This is a genomic window from Nocardia sp. NBC_01329, assembly GCF_035956715.1.
GTDB lineage: Bacteria > Actinomycetota > Actinomycetes > Mycobacteriales > Mycobacteriaceae > Nocardia.
Genome location: NZ_CP108381.1, coordinates 368,285 through 385,649, shown reverse-complemented (window position 1 = coordinate 385,649; position 17,365 = coordinate 368,285). Strand labels below are relative to the sequence as shown.

13 protein-coding genes are annotated in these 17,365 nt (G+C 66.6%); 8 read left to right on the top strand and 5 right to left on the bottom strand.

The window, feature by feature from the left end; translation table 11 throughout:
- Positions 1 to 10 precede the first annotated feature (10 nt).
- The 4 genes from OG405_RS01765 (at position 11) to OG405_RS01750 (ending at position 9,742) form a co-directional block, all read left to right on the top strand.
- Positions 11 to 3,652, top strand: coding sequence for an ABC transporter ATP-binding protein (locus tag OG405_RS01765; RefSeq protein WP_327149895.1), 3,642 nt, complete (start codon positions 11 to 13; stop codon positions 3,650 to 3,652).
- A gap of 107 nt (positions 3,653 to 3,759) precedes the next feature.
- Positions 3,760 to 7,581: a multifunctional oxoglutarate decarboxylase/oxoglutarate dehydrogenase thiamine pyrophosphate-binding subunit/dihydrolipoyllysine-residue succinyltransferase subunit gene (locus tag OG405_RS01760; protein ID WP_327149894.1), complete on the top strand. Its 3,822-nt coding sequence runs from the start codon at positions 3,760 to 3,762 to the stop codon at positions 7,579 to 7,581.
- A gap of 340 nt (positions 7,582 to 7,921) precedes the next feature.
- On the top strand, positions 7,922 to 9,199 hold the full coding sequence (locus OG405_RS01755) for a wax ester/triacylglycerol synthase domain-containing protein (protein WP_327149893.1): 1,278 nt from the start codon (positions 7,922 to 7,924) through the stop codon (positions 9,197 to 9,199).
- A 75-nt stretch (positions 9,200 to 9,274) separates the two neighbouring features.
- Complete coding sequence (locus tag OG405_RS01750; RefSeq protein WP_327149892.1) at positions 9,275 to 9,742, top strand: YybH family protein; 468 nt, start codon at positions 9,275 to 9,277, stop codon at positions 9,740 to 9,742.
- Between the two features lie 97 nt (positions 9,743 to 9,839).
- Here OG405_RS01750 and OG405_RS01745 read toward each other — a convergent pair whose 3' ends face one another.
- Complete coding sequence (locus tag OG405_RS01745) at positions 9,840 to 11,045, bottom strand: esterase/lipase family protein (protein WP_327149891.1); 1,206 nt, start codon at positions 11,043 to 11,045, stop codon at positions 9,840 to 9,842.
- Positions 11,046 to 11,403: 358 nt separating this feature from the next.
- Here OG405_RS01745 and OG405_RS01740 point away from each other — a divergent pair, with 358 nt between their 5' ends.
- Positions 11,404 to 12,402: a TIGR03617 family F420-dependent LLM class oxidoreductase gene (locus OG405_RS01740; protein ID WP_327149890.1), complete on the top strand. Its 999-nt coding sequence runs from the start codon at positions 11,404 to 11,406 to the stop codon at positions 12,400 to 12,402.
- A gap of 28 nt (positions 12,403 to 12,430) precedes the next feature.
- Here the strand turns inward: OG405_RS01740 and OG405_RS01735 are convergent, their stop codons facing one another.
- Positions 12,431 to 12,706, bottom strand: coding sequence for a hypothetical protein (locus OG405_RS01735; protein ID WP_327149889.1), 276 nt, complete (start codon positions 12,704 to 12,706; stop codon positions 12,431 to 12,433).
- A gap of 18 nt (positions 12,707 to 12,724) precedes the next feature.
- Between OG405_RS01735 and OG405_RS01730 the strand changes: the two genes are divergently transcribed.
- The 3 genes from OG405_RS01730 to OG405_RS01720 all read left to right on the top strand — a co-directional run bounded on the left by OG405_RS01730 (position 12,725) and on the right by OG405_RS01720 (position 14,044).
- On the top strand, positions 12,725 to 12,868 hold the full coding sequence (locus tag OG405_RS01730) for a hypothetical protein (protein ID WP_327149888.1): 144 nt from the start codon (positions 12,725 to 12,727) through the stop codon (positions 12,866 to 12,868).
- Between the two features lie 276 nt (positions 12,869 to 13,144).
- Positions 13,145 to 13,732, top strand: coding sequence for a hypothetical protein (locus tag OG405_RS01725; protein WP_327149887.1), 588 nt, complete (start codon positions 13,145 to 13,147; stop codon positions 13,730 to 13,732).
- 93 nt (positions 13,733 to 13,825) lie between these two features.
- Entirely contained in the window at positions 13,826 to 14,044 is a 219-nt protein-coding gene (locus OG405_RS01720) for a hypothetical protein (RefSeq protein ID WP_327149886.1), read from the top strand.
- A gap of 389 nt (positions 14,045 to 14,433) precedes the next feature.
- Here OG405_RS01720 and OG405_RS01715 read toward each other — a convergent pair whose 3' ends face one another.
- The 3 genes from OG405_RS01715 to OG405_RS01705 all read right to left on the bottom strand — a co-directional run bounded on the left by OG405_RS01715 (position 14,434) and on the right by OG405_RS01705 (position 17,321).
- The gene (locus OG405_RS01715; RefSeq protein ID WP_327149885.1) at positions 14,434 to 14,913 is read right to left on the bottom strand and encodes a hypothetical protein; all 480 of its coding nucleotides are present in this window, start codon (positions 14,911 to 14,913) and stop codon (positions 14,434 to 14,436) included.
- A gap of 970 nt (positions 14,914 to 15,883) precedes the next feature.
- The gene (locus tag OG405_RS01710) at positions 15,884 to 16,138 is read right to left on the bottom strand and encodes a MerR family transcriptional regulator (protein ID WP_327149884.1); all 255 of its coding nucleotides are present in this window, start codon (positions 16,136 to 16,138) and stop codon (positions 15,884 to 15,886) included.
- A gap of 550 nt (positions 16,139 to 16,688) precedes the next feature.
- Positions 16,689 to 17,321: a TetR/AcrR family transcriptional regulator gene (locus OG405_RS01705; RefSeq protein ID WP_327149883.1), complete on the bottom strand. Its 633-nt coding sequence runs from the start codon at positions 17,319 to 17,321 to the stop codon at positions 16,689 to 16,691.
- Positions 17,322 to 17,365: the final 44 nt, after the last annotated feature.

Here is a 17,365-nt window from a genome sequence, read left to right as displayed (position 1 = left end):
AAGGGGGATCATGAGCGACGCATCTCCGGGATGGCTTCGCAGGCTGTGGTCGGAGTGCCGTCGCCATCGCGGCACGCTGGCCGGGATCGCGCTGGCGCTCGTGGCCGGCGCGGCGGCCGAGATCATCGCGCCCCTGCTCACCAAATGGGCCGTCGATTCGGCCACCAGCGGCGCCACCCGGGTGATCGGGATCGTCGCCGGACTGCTGGCAGTGCTCGCCGCGGGCCGGTTCGCCGCTTCGTTCGGGCGGCGGATGCTGGCCGGAAAATTATCGCTGGACGTGCAGCACGGGCTGCGGTTGCAGTTGCTCGGATCGCTGCAACGACTCGACGGCGCCGGTCAGGACGCGTTGCGCACCGGACAGGTGGTTTCGCGTTCGATCACCGATCTGCAACTGGTGCAATCGCTGCTGGCGATGGCCCCGCTCTCGGGGATGTCGTTCCTGCAGTTCGTGCTCGCCGCGGCGGTGATGCTGTGGCTGTCTCCGCCGCTGGCGGCGGTGGCACTGCTGATGGTGCCGCTGGTGATCGTGGTGGTGTACCGAATGCGGCCCCGGTTGCACGCCGCGACCTGGTCGGCCCAGCAGCGGGCGGCCGAACTCGCCCAGCATGTCGAGGAAACGGTCACCGGGGTCCGGGTGGTGAAGGGGTTCGGTCAGGAAGCCCGGATGGTCGACGTACTCGAAGAGCACGGGCGCCGGTTGTTCGCCGAACGGATGCGCGCGGCCGGTATCAACGCTCGCTTCTCCCCCACCTTGGCGGCGATCCCACAAGCCGGTCTGGTGGTCGTGATCGCTGTCGGTGGCTGGCTGGCGTTGCACGGCCAGATCGGGCTCGGCACCTTCCTCGCGTTCAGCGCCTATGTCACCACCATGACGACCTCCGCCCGCACCATGGCCTCGGTGATCATCCTCGCCCAGCTCACCCGGGCGGCCGCCGAGCGGGTGTATCAGGTGATCGACGCGGGGCCCGCGGTGGCCGATCCACCGCGACCGGTTCCGGTCCCGGACGGTCCGCTGGGTATCGAACTCGACGGAGTGATCTTCGGCTTCGATTCCACACAACCCGTACTGCGGGACCTCGACCTGCGGATACGGCCGGGCGAGACGGTGGCGATCATCGGCCCGGCGGGGGCGGGCAAGACCACGCTGTCGCTGCTGCTGCCGCGGTTCTACGCACCCGATGCCGGACGGATCCGGCTGCTGGGCACCGGCACCACGAAGCCGGTGGACATCGCCGACGTCTCGGCGGCGCAATTGCGGGCCGCGGTCGGCGTGGTCTTCGACGATCCGTTCCTGTTCAGCTCCAGTGTCGCCGCCAATATCGCGCTCGGTCGGCCCGATGCCACCGACGCCGAGATCCGCGATGCCGCGCGGCAGGCCGCGGCGGACGAGTTCATCGAAGAGCTCCCCGAGGGTTACGACACCGTCGTCGGCGAACGCGGTCTCACGCTGTCCGGTGGGCAGCGTCAGCGCATCGCCCTGGCCCGGGCGCTCCTGGCGCGGCCGCGCGTCCTGGTGCTCGACGACGCTACCTCCGCGGTGGACGCGGTGACCGAAGCCGCGATCTTCGGCTCTCTGCCCGATCAGGGTGCCCGCACCACGATCATCCTGGCCCACCGCGAATCCACCCTGGCGCACGCCGACCGGGTGATCCGCCTGCCCGAGCCGGAAACCGTGGCGGTCACCGGACCGGTGTCCGTGGCCGACCGGCTGCCCCCGGCCGCCTCCGCCGGCCGGTTCGGACCCTCGGCCGATCTCAGCGCGACACCGGAACTGCGCCGTGCCATCGAACGGTTGCCCGCGGCCACCGAACGGCCGGGGTTGGACGAGTCCCGGCTGCGCGAACCGGATCCGGGTTTCCGGTTGCGCCGCCTGTTGTGGCCGGTGCGGACACTCGTGCTGGCCTCGGTGGCCCTGCTCGCGCTCGACGCGTTGATCGGGATCGGTTTCCCGCCATTGGTTCGCCATGCGATCGACGCCGGGGTCACCGGTGGCGAGCCGTCCGCGCTCACCTGGTCGGCTGTGCTCGGCACCGGACTGGTGCTCGCGGGATGGGTGGCGGCCGCGGCGACCACCCTGCTCACCTCCCGCACCGGGGAGCGGGTTCTGTACGGATTACGTGTCCGCAGTTACGCGCATCTGCAACGGCTCGGTCTGGACTACTACGAGCGGGAACTGTCCGGCCGGATCATGACCCGGATGACCACCGATGTGGACGCGCTGTCGACCTTCCTGCAGACGGGGGTGTCCACCGCACTGGTGAGTGTGTTGTCGCTGGGCGGTATCGCGGTGGCCCTGCTCGTGATCGATCTACAGCTCGCGCTGGTGGTCCTGCTCGGTGTACTGCCCCCGCTGATCATCGCCACGGTGGTGTTCCGCCGGGTTTCCTCGGTGGCCTACACCGTCTCGCGGGAGCGGGTCTCCACCGTCAACGCCGATTTCCAGGAGAACATCGCCGGATTGCGGGCGGTCCAGGCCAACCGGCACGAACGACTCGCGGCGCACCGGTTCGCGGAGTATTCGGCGAGGTATCGGCGCAGCCGGATGCGCGCCCAGCGCGCCATCGCGCTGTATTTCGCGTTCGTGGCGTCGTGGACCGATCTGGCACTGGCCCTGGTGGTGTTCACCGGCGCGCACGCTGTGGCCGACGGCACCACCAGCACCGGCGTCCTGGTCGCGTTCGTGCTGTATCTGGAACTGCTGTTCGGCCCGGTCCAGCAGTTGTCCCAGGTCTTCGACGGTTACCAGCAGGCGCGGGTGGGCCTGCGCCGCATCGGTGATCTACTGCGCACCCCGTCCTCGATCGGTGCGGATCCGCCCGGAGCCGATCCGATCACCGCGGGGCTGCGGGGCGATCTCGCCCTGGATTCGGTGCGGTTCCGCTACCCGGGGACCGACCGGCCCGCTCTCGACGACGTGGACCTGTCGGTCGCGGCGGGCGGATCGCTGGCCCTGGTCGGTGCGACCGGCGCCGGGAAGTCCACCATCGTCAAACTGCTCGCCCGCCTCTACGACCTGTCCGGCACCGATACCGGCGCGATCCGCGTGGACGGCGTCGATATCCGCGATTACCGGCTGGACCGCTACCGGTCCAGGCTCGGGATGGTCCCGCAGGAAGCTCACCTCTTCACCGGCGATATCGCGAGCAACATCGCGTTCGGGAGACCTTTCGCGACCGAAGCCGAGATCGAGGAAGCCGCTCGCGCGGTGGGCGCGCAGGAGATGATCGCCGGGCTGCCCGGCGGATTCCACCGGGCTGTGGGAGAGCGCGGCCGCGGCCTCTCGGCGGGCCAGCGTCAGCTCATCGCTCTCGCCCGCGCCCAGTTGGTGGATCCCGATGTGCTGCTCCTCGACGAGGCCACCGCGACCCTCGACCCCGATACCGAGGAGAAAGTGCTGGCGGCGACCGGATCGCTCGCTCGTAACCGGACGACCGTCGTCGTCGCGCACCGGCTCGCGACAGCCGCGCGCGCCGATCGGATCGCCGTCGTGGAGCACGGCCGGATCGTGGAAGCCGGTACACACGCCGAGCTCGTGGCGGCCGGTGGGCACTATGCCCGCCTCTGGACAGCGGCCGGAAGCGGCGAAGGAATATTCTCGGTCGAGGACGAGTCGTCAACAATGAGGTCGGGTTTGTCCGGTGGTCGGTGACCGAGTGGTTGTGCGCGGGGGCATATCCTCGTCGGAGGGCGTATCGGTACCCATCCACCGAGGCCCTGTGCCGGGCACGTCACAAACGTCGCAGCGCGAAGAACGAAATGAGGCGAACACCTGCTGTGAGCAGCTCAAAATCCCAGTTCGGTCAGAACCAGTGGCTGGTCGACGAGATGTATCAGAAGTTCAAACAGGATCCATCCTCGGTCGACGCCAGCTGGCACGAGTTCCTCGCCGACTACACCCCCGAGATCGCCGGTGATCCCGGTAACACCCAATCCGCTCCGGCAGCCTCGGCCCCGACCTCGGCCGTGAACTCCGCTCCGGCCCCGGTTCCCGCCGAGAGCGCGTCCGTCGCGTCACGCGCCACCGCACCCACGGCGCCGGCTCGCACCGCCGCCCCGGCGGCCGCGCCCAAGGAAGCCCCGGCGGCCACCGCCGCCGCGCGCACCACCGCGGCCGCCGCGCAACAGCGGGCCCCGCAGACGACTCCGGCGCCGTCTTCGAATGCCGCCCCCACCTCGGGTGCGCCCAAGCCGGCTCCGGCAGCCGACGAGAAGAAGGTGCTGCGCGGTGCGGCCGCGGCGGTCGCCAAGAACATGGCGGCGTCGCTGACCATCCCGACCGCCACCAGCGTGCGGGCCGTTCCGGCCAAGCTGATGATCGACAACCGGCTGGTCATCAACAACCACCTCGCCCGCACCCGGGGCGGCAAGATCTCCTTCACCCATCTGCTCGGCTACGCGATCGTGCAGGCAGTGCGGTCGTTCCCGAACATGAACCGGCATTTCGCCGAGATCGACGGTAAGCCGAACGCGGTCACCCCCGCGCACACCAACCTCGGTCTGGCCATCGATCTGCCCGGCAAGGACGGCAGCCGGTCCCTGGTGGTGGCGGCGATCAAGGGCACCGAGGAGATGACCTTCGGTCAGTTCCACACCGCCTACGAGGACGTCGTCCGCCGGGCGCGCGACGGCAAACTGACCGCCGAGGATTTCAGTGGGGTCACCATCTCGCTGACCAATCCGGGCACCATCGGCACCGTGCACTCCGTACCGCGCCTGATGCAGGGCCAGGGCGCGATCATCGGCGCCGGTGCCATGGAGTACCCGGCGGAATTCCAGGGTATGAGCGACGAGCGGATCGCCGATATCGGTATCGGCAAGCTCATGACGCTGACCTCGACCTACGATCACCGCATCATCCAGGGCGCGGAATCCGGTGATTTCCTGCGCACCATCCACAAACTGCTGATCGCGGACGAGTTCTACGACGAGATCTTCCACGGTCTGGCGGTGCCGTACGAGCCGGTGCGCTGGCGCAAGGACATCAAGGAACGCGGTGTCGACAAGAGCACCCGCGTGCTGGAGATGATCGCCGCCTACCGCAACCGCGGTCACCTGATGGCCGATACCGATCCGCTGCGGCTGGTCAAGGACAAGTTCCGCAGCCACCCCGATCTGGATGTCACCCAGCACGGCCTCACCCTGTGGGACCTGGACCGCGAATTCAATGTCGGCGGTTTCCACGGCGAAGAGCGGATGAAGCTGCGCGATGTGCTGTCGGTGCTGCGTGATTCCTACTGTCGCCACGTCGGTGTGGAGTACACCCACATCCTCGAGGAAGACCAGCTCAAATGGATGCAGGACCGGGTCGAGCAGAGGCACGTCAAACCGACAGTCGCTCAGCAGAAGTACATCCTGAACCGGCTGAACGCGGCCGAGGCGTTCGAGACCTTCCTGCAGACCAAGTACGTCGGCCAGAAGCGCTTCTCGCTGGAGGGCGCCGAAACCGTCATCCCGATGATGGACGCCGTGATCGACCAGTGCGCCGAATACGCGCTGGACGAGGTGATCATCGGTATGCCGCACCGCGGCCGGCTCAATGTGCTGGCCAATATCGTGGGCAAGCCCTACTCGAAGATCTTCACCGAGTTCGAGGGCAATATGAACCCGGCCGCCACCCACGGCTCCGGCGATGTGAAGTACCACCTCGGGGCGCGCGGTAACTACCTGCAGATGTTCGGCGACAACGAGATCGAGGTCTCGCTGACCGCAAATCCGTCGCATCTGGAAGCGGTCGACCCGGTGCTCGAGGGCTTGGCTCGGGCCAAGCAGGATCTGCTGGACAAGGGCGACGGCCCGGAGGGCTTCTCGGTCGTGCCGCTGATGCTGCACGGTGACGCGGCATTCGCGGGCCAGGGTGTGGTGGCCGAGACCCTGAACCTGTCGGGGCTGCGCGGTTACCGCGTGGGCGGCACCATCCATATCGTGGTGAACAACCAGATCGGTTTCACCACGGCCCCGGAGAACAGCCGGTCCACCGAGTACTCCACCGATATCGCCAAGTTCATCGGCGCCCCGATCTTCCATGTCAACGGTGACGATCCGGAAGCATGCGACTGGGTGGCGCGCCTGGCGGTCGATTTCCGGCAGAAGTTCCGCAAGGACGTGGTCATCGACCTGATCTGCTACCGCCGTCGCGGCCACAACGAGGGCGACGACCCGTCGATGACCCAGCCGTACATGTACGACGTCATCGACACGAAACGCAGTGTCCGCAAGAGCTACACCGAGAGCTTGATCGGCCGCGGCGATATCTCGCTGAAAGAGGCCGAGGACGCGCTGCGCGACTACCAGGGCCAGTTGGAGCGGGTCTTCAACGAGGTCCGGGAACTGGAGAAGTACGCGCAGGGCCCGAGTGAATCGGTGGAGGACGATCAGCAGATCCCGTCCACCGTGCTCACCGCCGTCGACAAATCGGTCCTGCAGCGGATCGGTGACGCGTTCCTGAACGTGCCCGACGGCTTCAATGTGCATCCGCGTGTGCAGCCGGTGTTGGAGAAGCGCCGCGAAATGGCCTACGAGGGCAAGGTCGACTGGGCGTTCGCCGAGTTGCTGGCCTTCGGCACCCTGATCGACGAGGGGCGTGCGGTCCGGCTGACCGGCCAGGATTCGCGTCGCGGCACCTTCACCCAGCGGCATTCGGTGATCATCGACCGTAGGACCGCCGCCGAGTACACCCCGCTGCACAACATCAACAGCGCCAATCCCGGCTGGTTCGCGGTGCACGATTCGGCACTGAGCGAATATGCCGCCGTCGGTTTCGAATACGGCTATTCGCTGGGCAACCCGGACGCGCTGGTGCTCTGGGAGGCGCAGTTCGGCGACTTCGTCAACGGCGCCCAGTCGATCATCGACGAGTTCATCTCCTCCGGTGAGGCGAAGTGGGGCCAGCTGTCGGAGGTCGTACTGCTGCTGCCGCACGGGCACGAGGGTCAGGGCCCGGACCACACCTCCGGTCGTATCGAACGCTTCCTCCAGCTGTGCGCGGAGGGTTCGATGACGGTGGCGGTGCCCTCCACTCCGGCGAACTATTTCCATCTGTTGCGCCGGCACGCGCTGGACGGTATCCGCCGCCCGCTGATCGTTTTCACCCCGAAGTCGATGCTGCGCAACAAGGCCGTGGTCAGCGATCTGAAGGACTTCACCGAGAGCAAGTTCCGCTCGGTGTTCGACGAGCCCACCTATGAACAGGGCATCGGCGATCGCGGCGCGGTCAAGCGCGTCCTGCTGACCAGCGGCAAGCTCTACTACGAGCTGGCCGCCGCGAAGGCCAAGCGCAAGCGTGACGATATCGCCATCGTCCGGGTCGAGCAGCTCTATCCGCTGCCCAAGTTCCGGTTGAACGAGGCCCTGGAACGGTACTCGAACGCCACCGAGATCGCCTGGGTCCAGGAGGAACCGGCCAACCAGGGGGCCTGGCCGTTCTTCGGCCTGAACCTGCCGGAACTCCTGCCGGAGCGGCTGGGCCGCCTGCGCCGTATCTCGCGCCGCGCCATGTCGGCCCCGTCGTCGGGTTCGAACAAGGTGCACGCGGTGGAGCAGGCGGAGATCATCGAAGAGGCTTTCGCCCCGACCGACTGATCACCGTTTCCCCGACGCCGGGTGCGGACCACTGTCGATGTGGTCCGCACCCGGCGTCGGCCGTTTCCGGGTATGCCGTGCACTGGGCAGGTTCCGCGTCGAACGGGGGTGTACGTCGCAGTTTTCACTGCGTCCGCCCCTGCCGCGGGCGATTCGCCGTATCTTCGTTGTCGAAGGCCCTCCGTGCACTCCGAGGCTGGGAAGGCTCGTCCGGCAAGCACCTGACGTTCGTGGAATCCTACTGTCCACTCCGCGCCGAGAGCCGGTGGGAGACAAAGAAACCGGTGCTCGAACCCGGAAAGCTCCAGTGTCGGCAGGCCGGTATGCATGGGAGAAACAGATGACTCAGGAGCTTCAGCAGAACGGCAGCGCGGAAAAAATAACAGGTGGTCGGGAGCAGCGGCCGTCCCCGCTGGACGCGCTCATCTACGAACAGTCGGGCCTGGTCGTCGGCGCGATTCTGCACCTGACGGGTGCGCCCGCGCGGGGCGACGAACTCTGTGCCCATGTGACCGAGCGATTGTCCGCGCTGCCGTCCTTGTCGGTGGTGATGGTCGGCGAAGGACTTGCCGCACAGTGGGTTCAGCGGCGACCGCAGGTGGATCAGCACATTCGCGAGCACGAGTTGGCTGTAGGTGGCTCGGTGGAGGAGGCGACGCGCGAGTTGAGTCGGGCGCCGTTCCCCGCGGATGCTCCCCGATGGGACCTCACCGTCATCCACGGGTACGCCCCCGACCGTTATGCCATCTTCTACCGCGCCCATCACGGGCTCCAGGACGGGGGTGCCGTGGCGCACACCGTGGAGACCCTGTTCAGCGCCGACCCGGTACCGATCGAGCAGTCCTCCGGTGTGGTGCGGGCATTGACAGATCCGGCCGCGCCGTCCTGGCGGGACAAGGTCGGGGCCCTGAAATTCTTGGCTCGCACCACGGCCACCACCGATTTGTGGCCGCATCCCACCTACCGCTATTCGCAGGAGCGGGCCTTGAACTGGTCCGCGGTGCCGACGGAGGTGCTCCGGTCGGCGGGTCGCCGGTACGGCGGTACCGCGAACGACGCCTACGTAACGTCGGTGGCCCGTACCTTCGCCGGCTGGACAGCGGTGCATGCCACACACGCCTCCCGGTCGTTGCCGTTGAGCATCGCACTCAATATCCGGCGACCGGTCGATGTCGCTACGCCCGGTAACCAGACACTCGCGGGGCGCGTCATCGTGCCCGATCCCGGTATGCCGATCGCCTCGGTATTGCCGGCCACGATCGAGGCCGATCGTCTCTTGAAGTCCGCCACGCATCGCGAGGCGCTTCGCCGGTTGATCCAGGGTGCGCCGCGCAGGTTGGTGAATATGTCGATGTCCGCGCTTCTCGCACCCGAACGCGGAGCGATTTTCTGCTCGAATGTCGCCTTCCGGCATCCCTTGCAGTGGCAGGGATCTGCCGTATCCGCGATCGACCCGCTGGTCCTGCTACCGCTCGGGGCTCCTGCCGCAGCGTTGCTCTACAGCTACCGAGGCCGTTCATCAACGGTGTTCGTGACCGATCCCGCTCTGCCGCAGATGGATGACCTTCATACCGTATGGCAGCGCGAAGCGCACCAGCTCGCGGAGTCGGACACGTGAGATAGCCGTCATCGCCTGGAGCGCCGCGCCGGCCCACTACCGATACCCCGCCCATCGACGCCGGAGGAACTGATCATGACGACACCACACGATTCCCGGTCCCGCACCGACCGCATCGCGGCGGACGAAGCCGACCTCCGACGGCAGATAGACAAGGCCGCCGAAGGACTCCGGGCCGGAGATCTCGAGGCCCTGCGACAGCTGTACACGACCGATGTCGTGTCCTTCGATGTCGAGCCGCCCCTCCAGCACGTCGGGATAGCGGCGAAACTCGAGAACTGGGCGAAGGTGTTCCTGTTCTTCGACAGTGTGACCTACGAGATTCGGGACCTGACCTTCACCGTGGGCGATGACGTGGCGTTCGGGCATGCCTTCGCCCGGCTCGGCGGCACGCTGAAGAACGGGGCGGCGACGACCGGGATGTGGGTCCGGGTGACCTACGGCATGCGGAAGATCGACGGCACCTGGTTGATCGCGCACGACCAGGTGTCGGTGCCGTTCGATATGGCGAGCGGCGACGGCGTGGTCGACCTCGAGCCCTGAAGGTTCGCACGACCCCGGCCATCCGGGCGCGGGAGCGACCCGGTCGGCAACACGGTCGCCGTGTTCCGGCGTCCACCGTGGTCCGCCCGGACGGCAGTTACAGCGAGCCGCCACCGCCGATCAACCAGGGGTTGAAGGTGCACTGCAACGGCTGTGCGGGATCCAGGGCGTTGAGAATGATCGACAAGGTGCGTGGCGAGTACATCAGCGTCAGGTGATCGGAGAGGTCCTGTTCACACCCGTCCTGCAGGGTGACGTTGCGAACCAGCGCCCCCGGCCCGGCTTTCAGGAACGTCGAATCGTAGGGCGTCGTGATCTCGTCGTACCGGCTCCCGACCACGGTGTAATCGACACCCGGGACGGTGTCGCCGGCGGCATTGAGGTTGTTGACGAAATTCGAACCCACCGTCTGCTGGATGCCGGAGTGGCCCACGAATATCTCCACCAGGCCGAGCACGTCGATACCGAGGTTGTTGATCGCCCGGCCCAGTGCGCCGATACCGAGCAGAGTGGTCCCGTGGTGGGTCGCGCCGAAGGTGATCAGCCGGCGGACCTTCGTCGCGCCGCCTTCGAATTGCAGATACTGCCGGGAAACCGCGCCGCCCTGGGAGTGACCGACGATATTCACTTTCGCCGAACCGGTCGCCTGCAGGACCCGATCCACGAAGACCGCGATCTGTTTCGCGGAGTCCTCGATGTACCCGGTGCCGTTGGCACCCGGTAGGACCGTGCCGACGCCGCCGCCTTGGATCAGACCGGACCGACCGTAGTTGAAGGTGAAGACACAGTGACCGGCGTCGTGGATGGGCTGGGATACGAAAGCGAAGTTGTTGTAGGCGTTCTCCCAGGTCCCGTGGATGAGTACCACCGGTTCGGGATGTTCGGCGGTCGGCTTGCAATTCCAGTCGTTGCTGCCCGGTGGGGCCACATCGGGATTCAGCAGACCGTAGCCGAACGCGCCCAGGAACGAGGTGGACGGCGGCCCGGAGCCGACCGTATCCGTCGAATGCCCGCCGCGCAGACCCGAACTCGACCCCGAACCGCCGTAGCAGTCGCCCGAGCCGTTACCCGAGCCGGTACCGCTGCCGGAGTTGCACGCGGACCCGGACGCACTACCGGAATCGACGATCGGCCGGGCGGCCGGATCCTTCAGTCCGCCGGCGATCACATCGGCCAGCTGCTGCTCGTCCGAGGGCGCCGCGGGTTCGGCGGCGACCCCTGCTCCGGGCAGCCCGAACGCGAGGATCACCGCGCTCACCGCGAATCCGGTGCGCAGAAATCCGCGGATGGTGGTTCGTTTCATCAGTTGCCTCTCTGAACACAGGCGCGTTCCCGTCCCCGCAAGTGGTGGAATCCGCACCCGATAACCGCCGATGACGCTAAATTCGATCGCCGGTGATTTCGGCCGGAATACGCGCTGTCCGTAGAAGTCACGACCGGTGAAACGGCGACTGAGGACCGCGCACAGTAATTCCCCATCCGCTCCGGTCCGCGGGGGCGCGGGTGCCCGGTCGGAACCGGCGGCCTGGACCGCACGGCGGGATCGACGCGCCTGACCGAGGCCGAGGATCATTTCGACCCGGGCAGCCAGGGGAATGCGCGGACGACCCCGCGAACCGGATTCTCCCTTGCCGATCGCGCGGGTGTACTTGGATGGGCTGATGCTGCTCGATCTTCAATTGGATGCCCGGCCCGACCGTTACGAGGAGCGCGCTCGCACGCTCGCCGCGGCGGGCGCCGCGGGTCTGTTCACCTTCGAGGGACCCCATGATGTGCTGCTGCCGCTGGCGGCGGTGGCCGGGCGGGTCGATACCGACCTGATGACCAATGTCGCGATCGCCATGCCGCGCAGCCCGATGCATCTGGCGCACGCCGCCTGGGATCTGCAGCTCATGTCCGGGGGACGTTTCCGGCTGGGACTCGGGTCCCAGATCCGGCCGCATATCGAGAAGCGCTACGGCGCCACCTGGTCCGCCCCGGCTGCTCGGATGCGCGAGATCGTGCTCGCGGTGCGCGCGATCCTGACCTCCTGGCAGGACGGCACCCCCCTGGACTTCCGCGGTGAACACACCCGGCATACCCTCATGCCCGGCACTTTCGTCCCCGGACCCAATCCGTATGGCCCGCCACCGGTCCTGCTCGGCGCGCTCGGACCGCTCATGACCCGGACCGCCGCGGAGGTCGCGGACGGGCTGTTGGTGATGCCGTTCCACAGTTACCGGCATTTCCGGGAACGGACGCTGCCCGCCGTCGCGGCGGGGATGAAACAGGCCGGCCGAACCGAATTCCCGCTCTACCCGCAGGTCATCGTCGCAATGGGACGATCAGCGGATGAACTCGCGGCCGCATCGGTCGGAGTGCGCGGGCTACTGGCCTTCTACGGTTCGACCCCGGCGTACCGGCCGGTGCTCGATACCGAGGGCTGGGGTGCGCTCCAACCCGAACTCAACGTGCTCTCCAAATCCGGCGACATCATGCGTATGTTCGACCGGATCTCCGAGCCGATGCTCGAAACCCTGGCCGTACGCGGCACCCCGGAAGAGTGCGCCGCCGAGATCATCCGCCGCTTCGGCGATATCGCGGACCGGGTGTGCTGCTACTTCCCCGGATACGATCCTCCCGTCGAGCAGATCGCCGCCCTCGCCACCGCCTTACGCTGATATCACCTGGCTGACGTGGCCTGCACCCTCAGTCGCCGAGCTCGAGGATGGCTCTCGAGCTCGCCACGACGACCTCGGGCATCCAGTCGGGCACCGCGTTTCGCAGGTAGGGCCGCACCAGCCCGTAGGGCCCTTCGGCCGCGGCGACGCGCACGAGGGACCGGTGGCGATCGGTCGGCAGCGGATAACGCAGATCGGTCAGTTCCGCGAGGCGGCGATGGATCCCTTCGTTGACCTGCTCGACCTCCTCCCGACAGGACTCGGGCGCCGTCTGTACCAGCCGTGACTGCCGGTACAGCGTCATAGCGACAGCCTCCTGCGGATGGTCTCGGGTGAACGTCACTACGCACTCGGCCATGCCCAGGAGAGCATGCTCTGGGTCTTCATGGTCTCCGGCCGCGAGGTAATCGATATGGAAGCGTCGGACGCTGCGAAGCCACAGACAGACGAGGAGTTCCTCGCGTGACCGGAACCGATGATAGATCGACCCGGTCGGAGCCTCCAGTCGGCGAGCGATGTCTGCGATTCGCACGTCCGCGCCGTGCAGAAGCACTTCGTGGGCGCAGGCGTCGAGGATCCCGTCGGGGGTGAACTTGGCGGAGGGCACCAGAACAGGGTACAGCGTTGACGAATCCACGTTCTAGAATCTACAGTCTAGAACGATTCTGCTAATGGGCTCTGCGGTTCGCCTCTTCCTCTCCTCCAGGGCACCGACCCGAACCGCGACCGGAAGGACTCACACATGACACTCACGCCTATCGACAACAGCCCCCACCACATCGCTCCGCCCACCAAGCTCGTGACTACCGTGGGCGTGCTGGCTGCGGTGTGGTGCGCGATATTCGCAGCGATCAGCGTCTGGTTCGAGGTCACCGACAAGTTCGCTACCGGGCCGCATGCCGCGGAGGCGGAAGCGATTTCGGTGATGAACTGGTACGTCGCCGTCCTGAAGCTTCTCGGCGTGGCTGTGGCGGTGCTCGCCGTTACCCAGCCGCCGAAGTTCCTCCAGCCGAAAGCCGTGGGCACCCTCCTGTGGGCTGCCTTCTCGACAGTGGTCATCTACGTCGCGGGCAGCCTCACCCAGGCGGCAGTCATGCTGACCGGTGTGGCAGGCGACGCGGAGCGCCTCGATCTCGCATCGGGGGGGTATGTGTTCGCCTTTCTCCTCGCGGCCGCGGGATTCGGAATCCTCGCGGTCTCATACGCCAGGCGCGCCGGCCTGGGAAAGCGCGAAGTCCTGCTGGGCATATGCGGGGGACCGCTTGTGTTGGGCAGCGTCCTCGTCATCCTCCCCGCGGTGCTCAGAGCGACCGGGATGCTTTCCAGCTGAACGCTGCGCTACCGTCCACTGCGCCAACTCAGCGTGATCCTCAGCGCGACAAGGCGTATCGATACTTTCGGGGCGGCGATCGTATCGACATCGATGCCGTTCGAGGACAATCCTGTCGGCTACGTCGCGGCGGCACAGGTGGCCGAGGACCAGCTCGGATTCGACGCGACGCGCCGGAAGGCGCAGTCGGCCCAGTCGGTCGCGAAGGCGGAAGCACGTCCTACCTCGCTGGACATGAAGGCGGCGGCCCGATTCATTCGCGCCGCCGCCCACCCTCGGCGCCCCGCGCTGGGCGAGAGGCGATATCCCTAGCCCGGGTGCCGACGATCCGAGAACCGGCGCACCGACTCCGTCCGCTGTGTAGTAGGCCCGGAAGTGGGCCCGCTGACCGTTACGCTCACCCGTTGGCCGGATAGCCCATTCGGCCCATAAATATCGACGGATCCCTGTGCAGGGATGAGATACCGATCGTCACGCTAACATGCTGACCGGCGACAGGATGTCAGTAGCGTCGGGTGGTTGGCCGGATCTGACCTGGACTGCTGGTCGCCGGACCTGGCGGTGATTCGGCGCCTCGCTTCAGGGCGTTCCCCGATGTGCTGCGGCGGCCGGAGGGCGGGTTGGGGTATGTCCGGTGAGTTCGGCCGTGCGGGAAATCTTTTCGACCCTGTGGCAGGCGGCCATATGCCAGTGCCGGCGGCTCAGCCGTCGAAGTTGGTCCACGGGATTCCGAGCTGCCTCAGTGGCCGGAGAACGCTGCGATGTACCGCGCCGACCCACACCGAGGTGTTCCCGTTCCGCTGGTCCGTCGTCTCGGCGATGACGCCGGGTGCGACGTAGAAGTGTGTGGAGTCGTTCGGCCAGCGCCAGGCTTCCCACGGCACCGGAGTCAGTGTGGCTGTCAGCGTGTCGACGTGCTCGGCGGCCAGATTCGTGTGTAGGGCCTTGTAGGGGGCGTTCATCATGGCCTCGTACAGGGCGAACTGGAGAAGGAAACCGCTCATCGGCTGGTGCTCGCGGCGCAGCTCGAACCCGTCCTGGTCGATCCATACCTCAGGGTCGGGGCGCGATGGATCGAACAGCCAGGTGAATCCGCCCTGGTTCTCATCTCCGATGACGTTGTCGCCGGCCAGGCGTATCGCAGCGCCCTCGGTGAGGAGGTCATTCGGGTTCACGGGCACAGCAACGGACCCTACCGCCGTTGCGGATCGTGTTGGCCGCCCAGATCAGCGTCCGAGGGCCAGGATCGGTGTGTGGCGCTGGGGTACGAAGAGCTAGACGCACCGGCCAGGGCCGTGGTTCCACAATCCCGGAAACTAATGCCGCTCCCCAATATCTCTTTCCCAAATCCTGTGCGTCTATTTGGAGTAGACCTTCACCGACAAGATTCTGGAACGCCAACGCGATCGCCGCCGCCAAAGCCCGCGACGCCTACACCGGCCGCGCACCGGCCTGTCCACCGAACAGATCACCCACCTGTGGGAGCGAGCCGCCGCAGGGGAATCGAAATCGGTGCTGGCCGGCAAATTCGGTATCACCGAGTGGGGCGGGTCTGGCTGGTAGCGCCGAGCCGAGTTCGGAACGCCGCCGGCGTAGCAGCCGTTCAGTCCCAGAAGTTGAAGAGAGCGTCACCGACAGTCCCTGGCTGCCAGAAGCGGATTTCGGCTTGGTCTAGCTCAGGCCAGGCCGCCGCATCGAAAGGCCGAGCGAGTTCGGTCTCAGTAAGTACTTCGAACCCTGCTCGCTCGGCTCGATCGGACAGGGCAGTCACCAGCTCGGGTGCGTCGACAAAGGTCAGGGGACCTGACTCGCCCACACCGTTATCGGACGCGATCACCCGTGGCTCGGCGACCGCGAGCACAGCAGAATCGCGCAACGCAACCACTGCGAGGTGCCTCGGTGGTCAGCTGGTCGGGTTGGTCGGTGCTGGGGTATCGGTGGCCGAAGCCGCTGCGGTGTTGGGGATACGCGGCATCGGCGACTTTTCTCGTCACTGGCCCCCATGGGCCGAAACCCGCGCGGATCGCGCGGGTTTCTGTTCCCGTCGGCTCCTATATGGTGCGGACGTCCTGGGCCTGCGGGGCCCTTCTGACCTTGGCCGATCTCGAACTCGAACGCTGACCCTCATCGAGGAACTCCGGGAAGGGCGGATCAGTCCTGCTGCGTGAGTGTGGCGTTGATTTCGCGGGCTTCGGCGAGTTGGTCTTCGAGGATGATGATCCGGCACGCGGCTTCCAGGGGGGTGCCGGAGTCCACGAGTTCGCGGGCGCGGGCGGCGATACGTAGCTGGTATCGGGAGTAGCGGCGGTGCCCGCCGGGCGAGCGTTGCGGAACGATCAGTTTCGCGTCGTCCAAGGTGCGCAGGAACGCTTGGGTGGTGCCGAGCAGGTCGGCGGCCCGGCCCATGGTGTAGGCGGGGTAGTCGTCATCGTCGAACTTCTCGTTCGCGGTCGTGGGTTCAGAAATCGTGCGGCCTCCGGACGCCGAAGTGCCCCGGCGCCTGTGGCGCCGGGGCGTTGAAAGGGGGAATTACTTCGTCTTCCGACATGTAACCGAAACGTCGGTGATCACCCCGACCACATAACTTCGTGGGCGACCCGACGGGCAACGCCTCCTTTCTTCTCGTGGTACTTCCTCTTCTTTCCGTGCAACTTCACGTGCTTCCCGGTGGGCGGTGGGACCGTCGTACATGCTGGTCCCGTGGCTGCGCCCGCCGGTCCTGTCCTCACGGGCAGTTCGTCATCTCCCGTGCCCTTTGGATACTTCCTTCGTTTCCGACGAGACAGAAGTTACCGCACCTTGGTTGGAATGTCTACTGTTGCCGCTGCAGATTTTTTCGAGTGGTCGAGCCGGGTTGTCTCAGAGGTCCCGAGCGCCGCCGAGCACTGCCGCCTCTCGGTACGAGTCGTCGGCTCCGACCCCGCCGGCCCGTACCGAGGACCGATGGCGGTGACCTTCAGGCGCGCAGTGCCGCGGCCAGCGCCGGGTTCACCGCCATCGACAGCGCGAGCAGCGACTCCACCAGCAGTTCGATCAGGTCTTCCCGGGAGATGGGTTCGCCGCGCAGCCACGACAGGGTGGTTTCTTCGGTGAAGGCGACCCAGCCCCGGACCACGAGGACCAGGCGGGGCTGTTCGCGTTCCTCCGGGGACAGCGGTACCTGGGCGAGGATGATGTCGACGATCGCGCGCCGGGTCTGCTCCACCATGCCGACCAGCTCGGGGCTGGAACTGGTAGGGCCCCGCAGCAGGGCCAGGTACGAGGTGCGGTTCTCGCTGACGTAGTCGATATAGCGACCCACCGAGTCGCGCAGCATATCGAACAGGCTCAGCGTGGGGTCGGGGACGACGCGGGCCAGTAGTTCGGCGTTCGCGTGGCGGACGACTTCGAGCTGGAAGTCCTGTTTGGTGGGGAAATAGTGGAACAGCAGGCCCCGCGAGATCCCCGCCTGGGCCGCGATCTCGCTGACCGAAATGTCCTCGATCGCGCGTTCGCCGAGCATCTCGACGCCGAGGGCTATCAGCTGCGTCTTCCGTTCGCCCGGGCTCAATCGGACGCGCTTGACGGGTGCTTCCGGGCTCGTACTCACCTGTCCATCCTACTGAATGCCGTTCAATACTGTTGACTGCGACT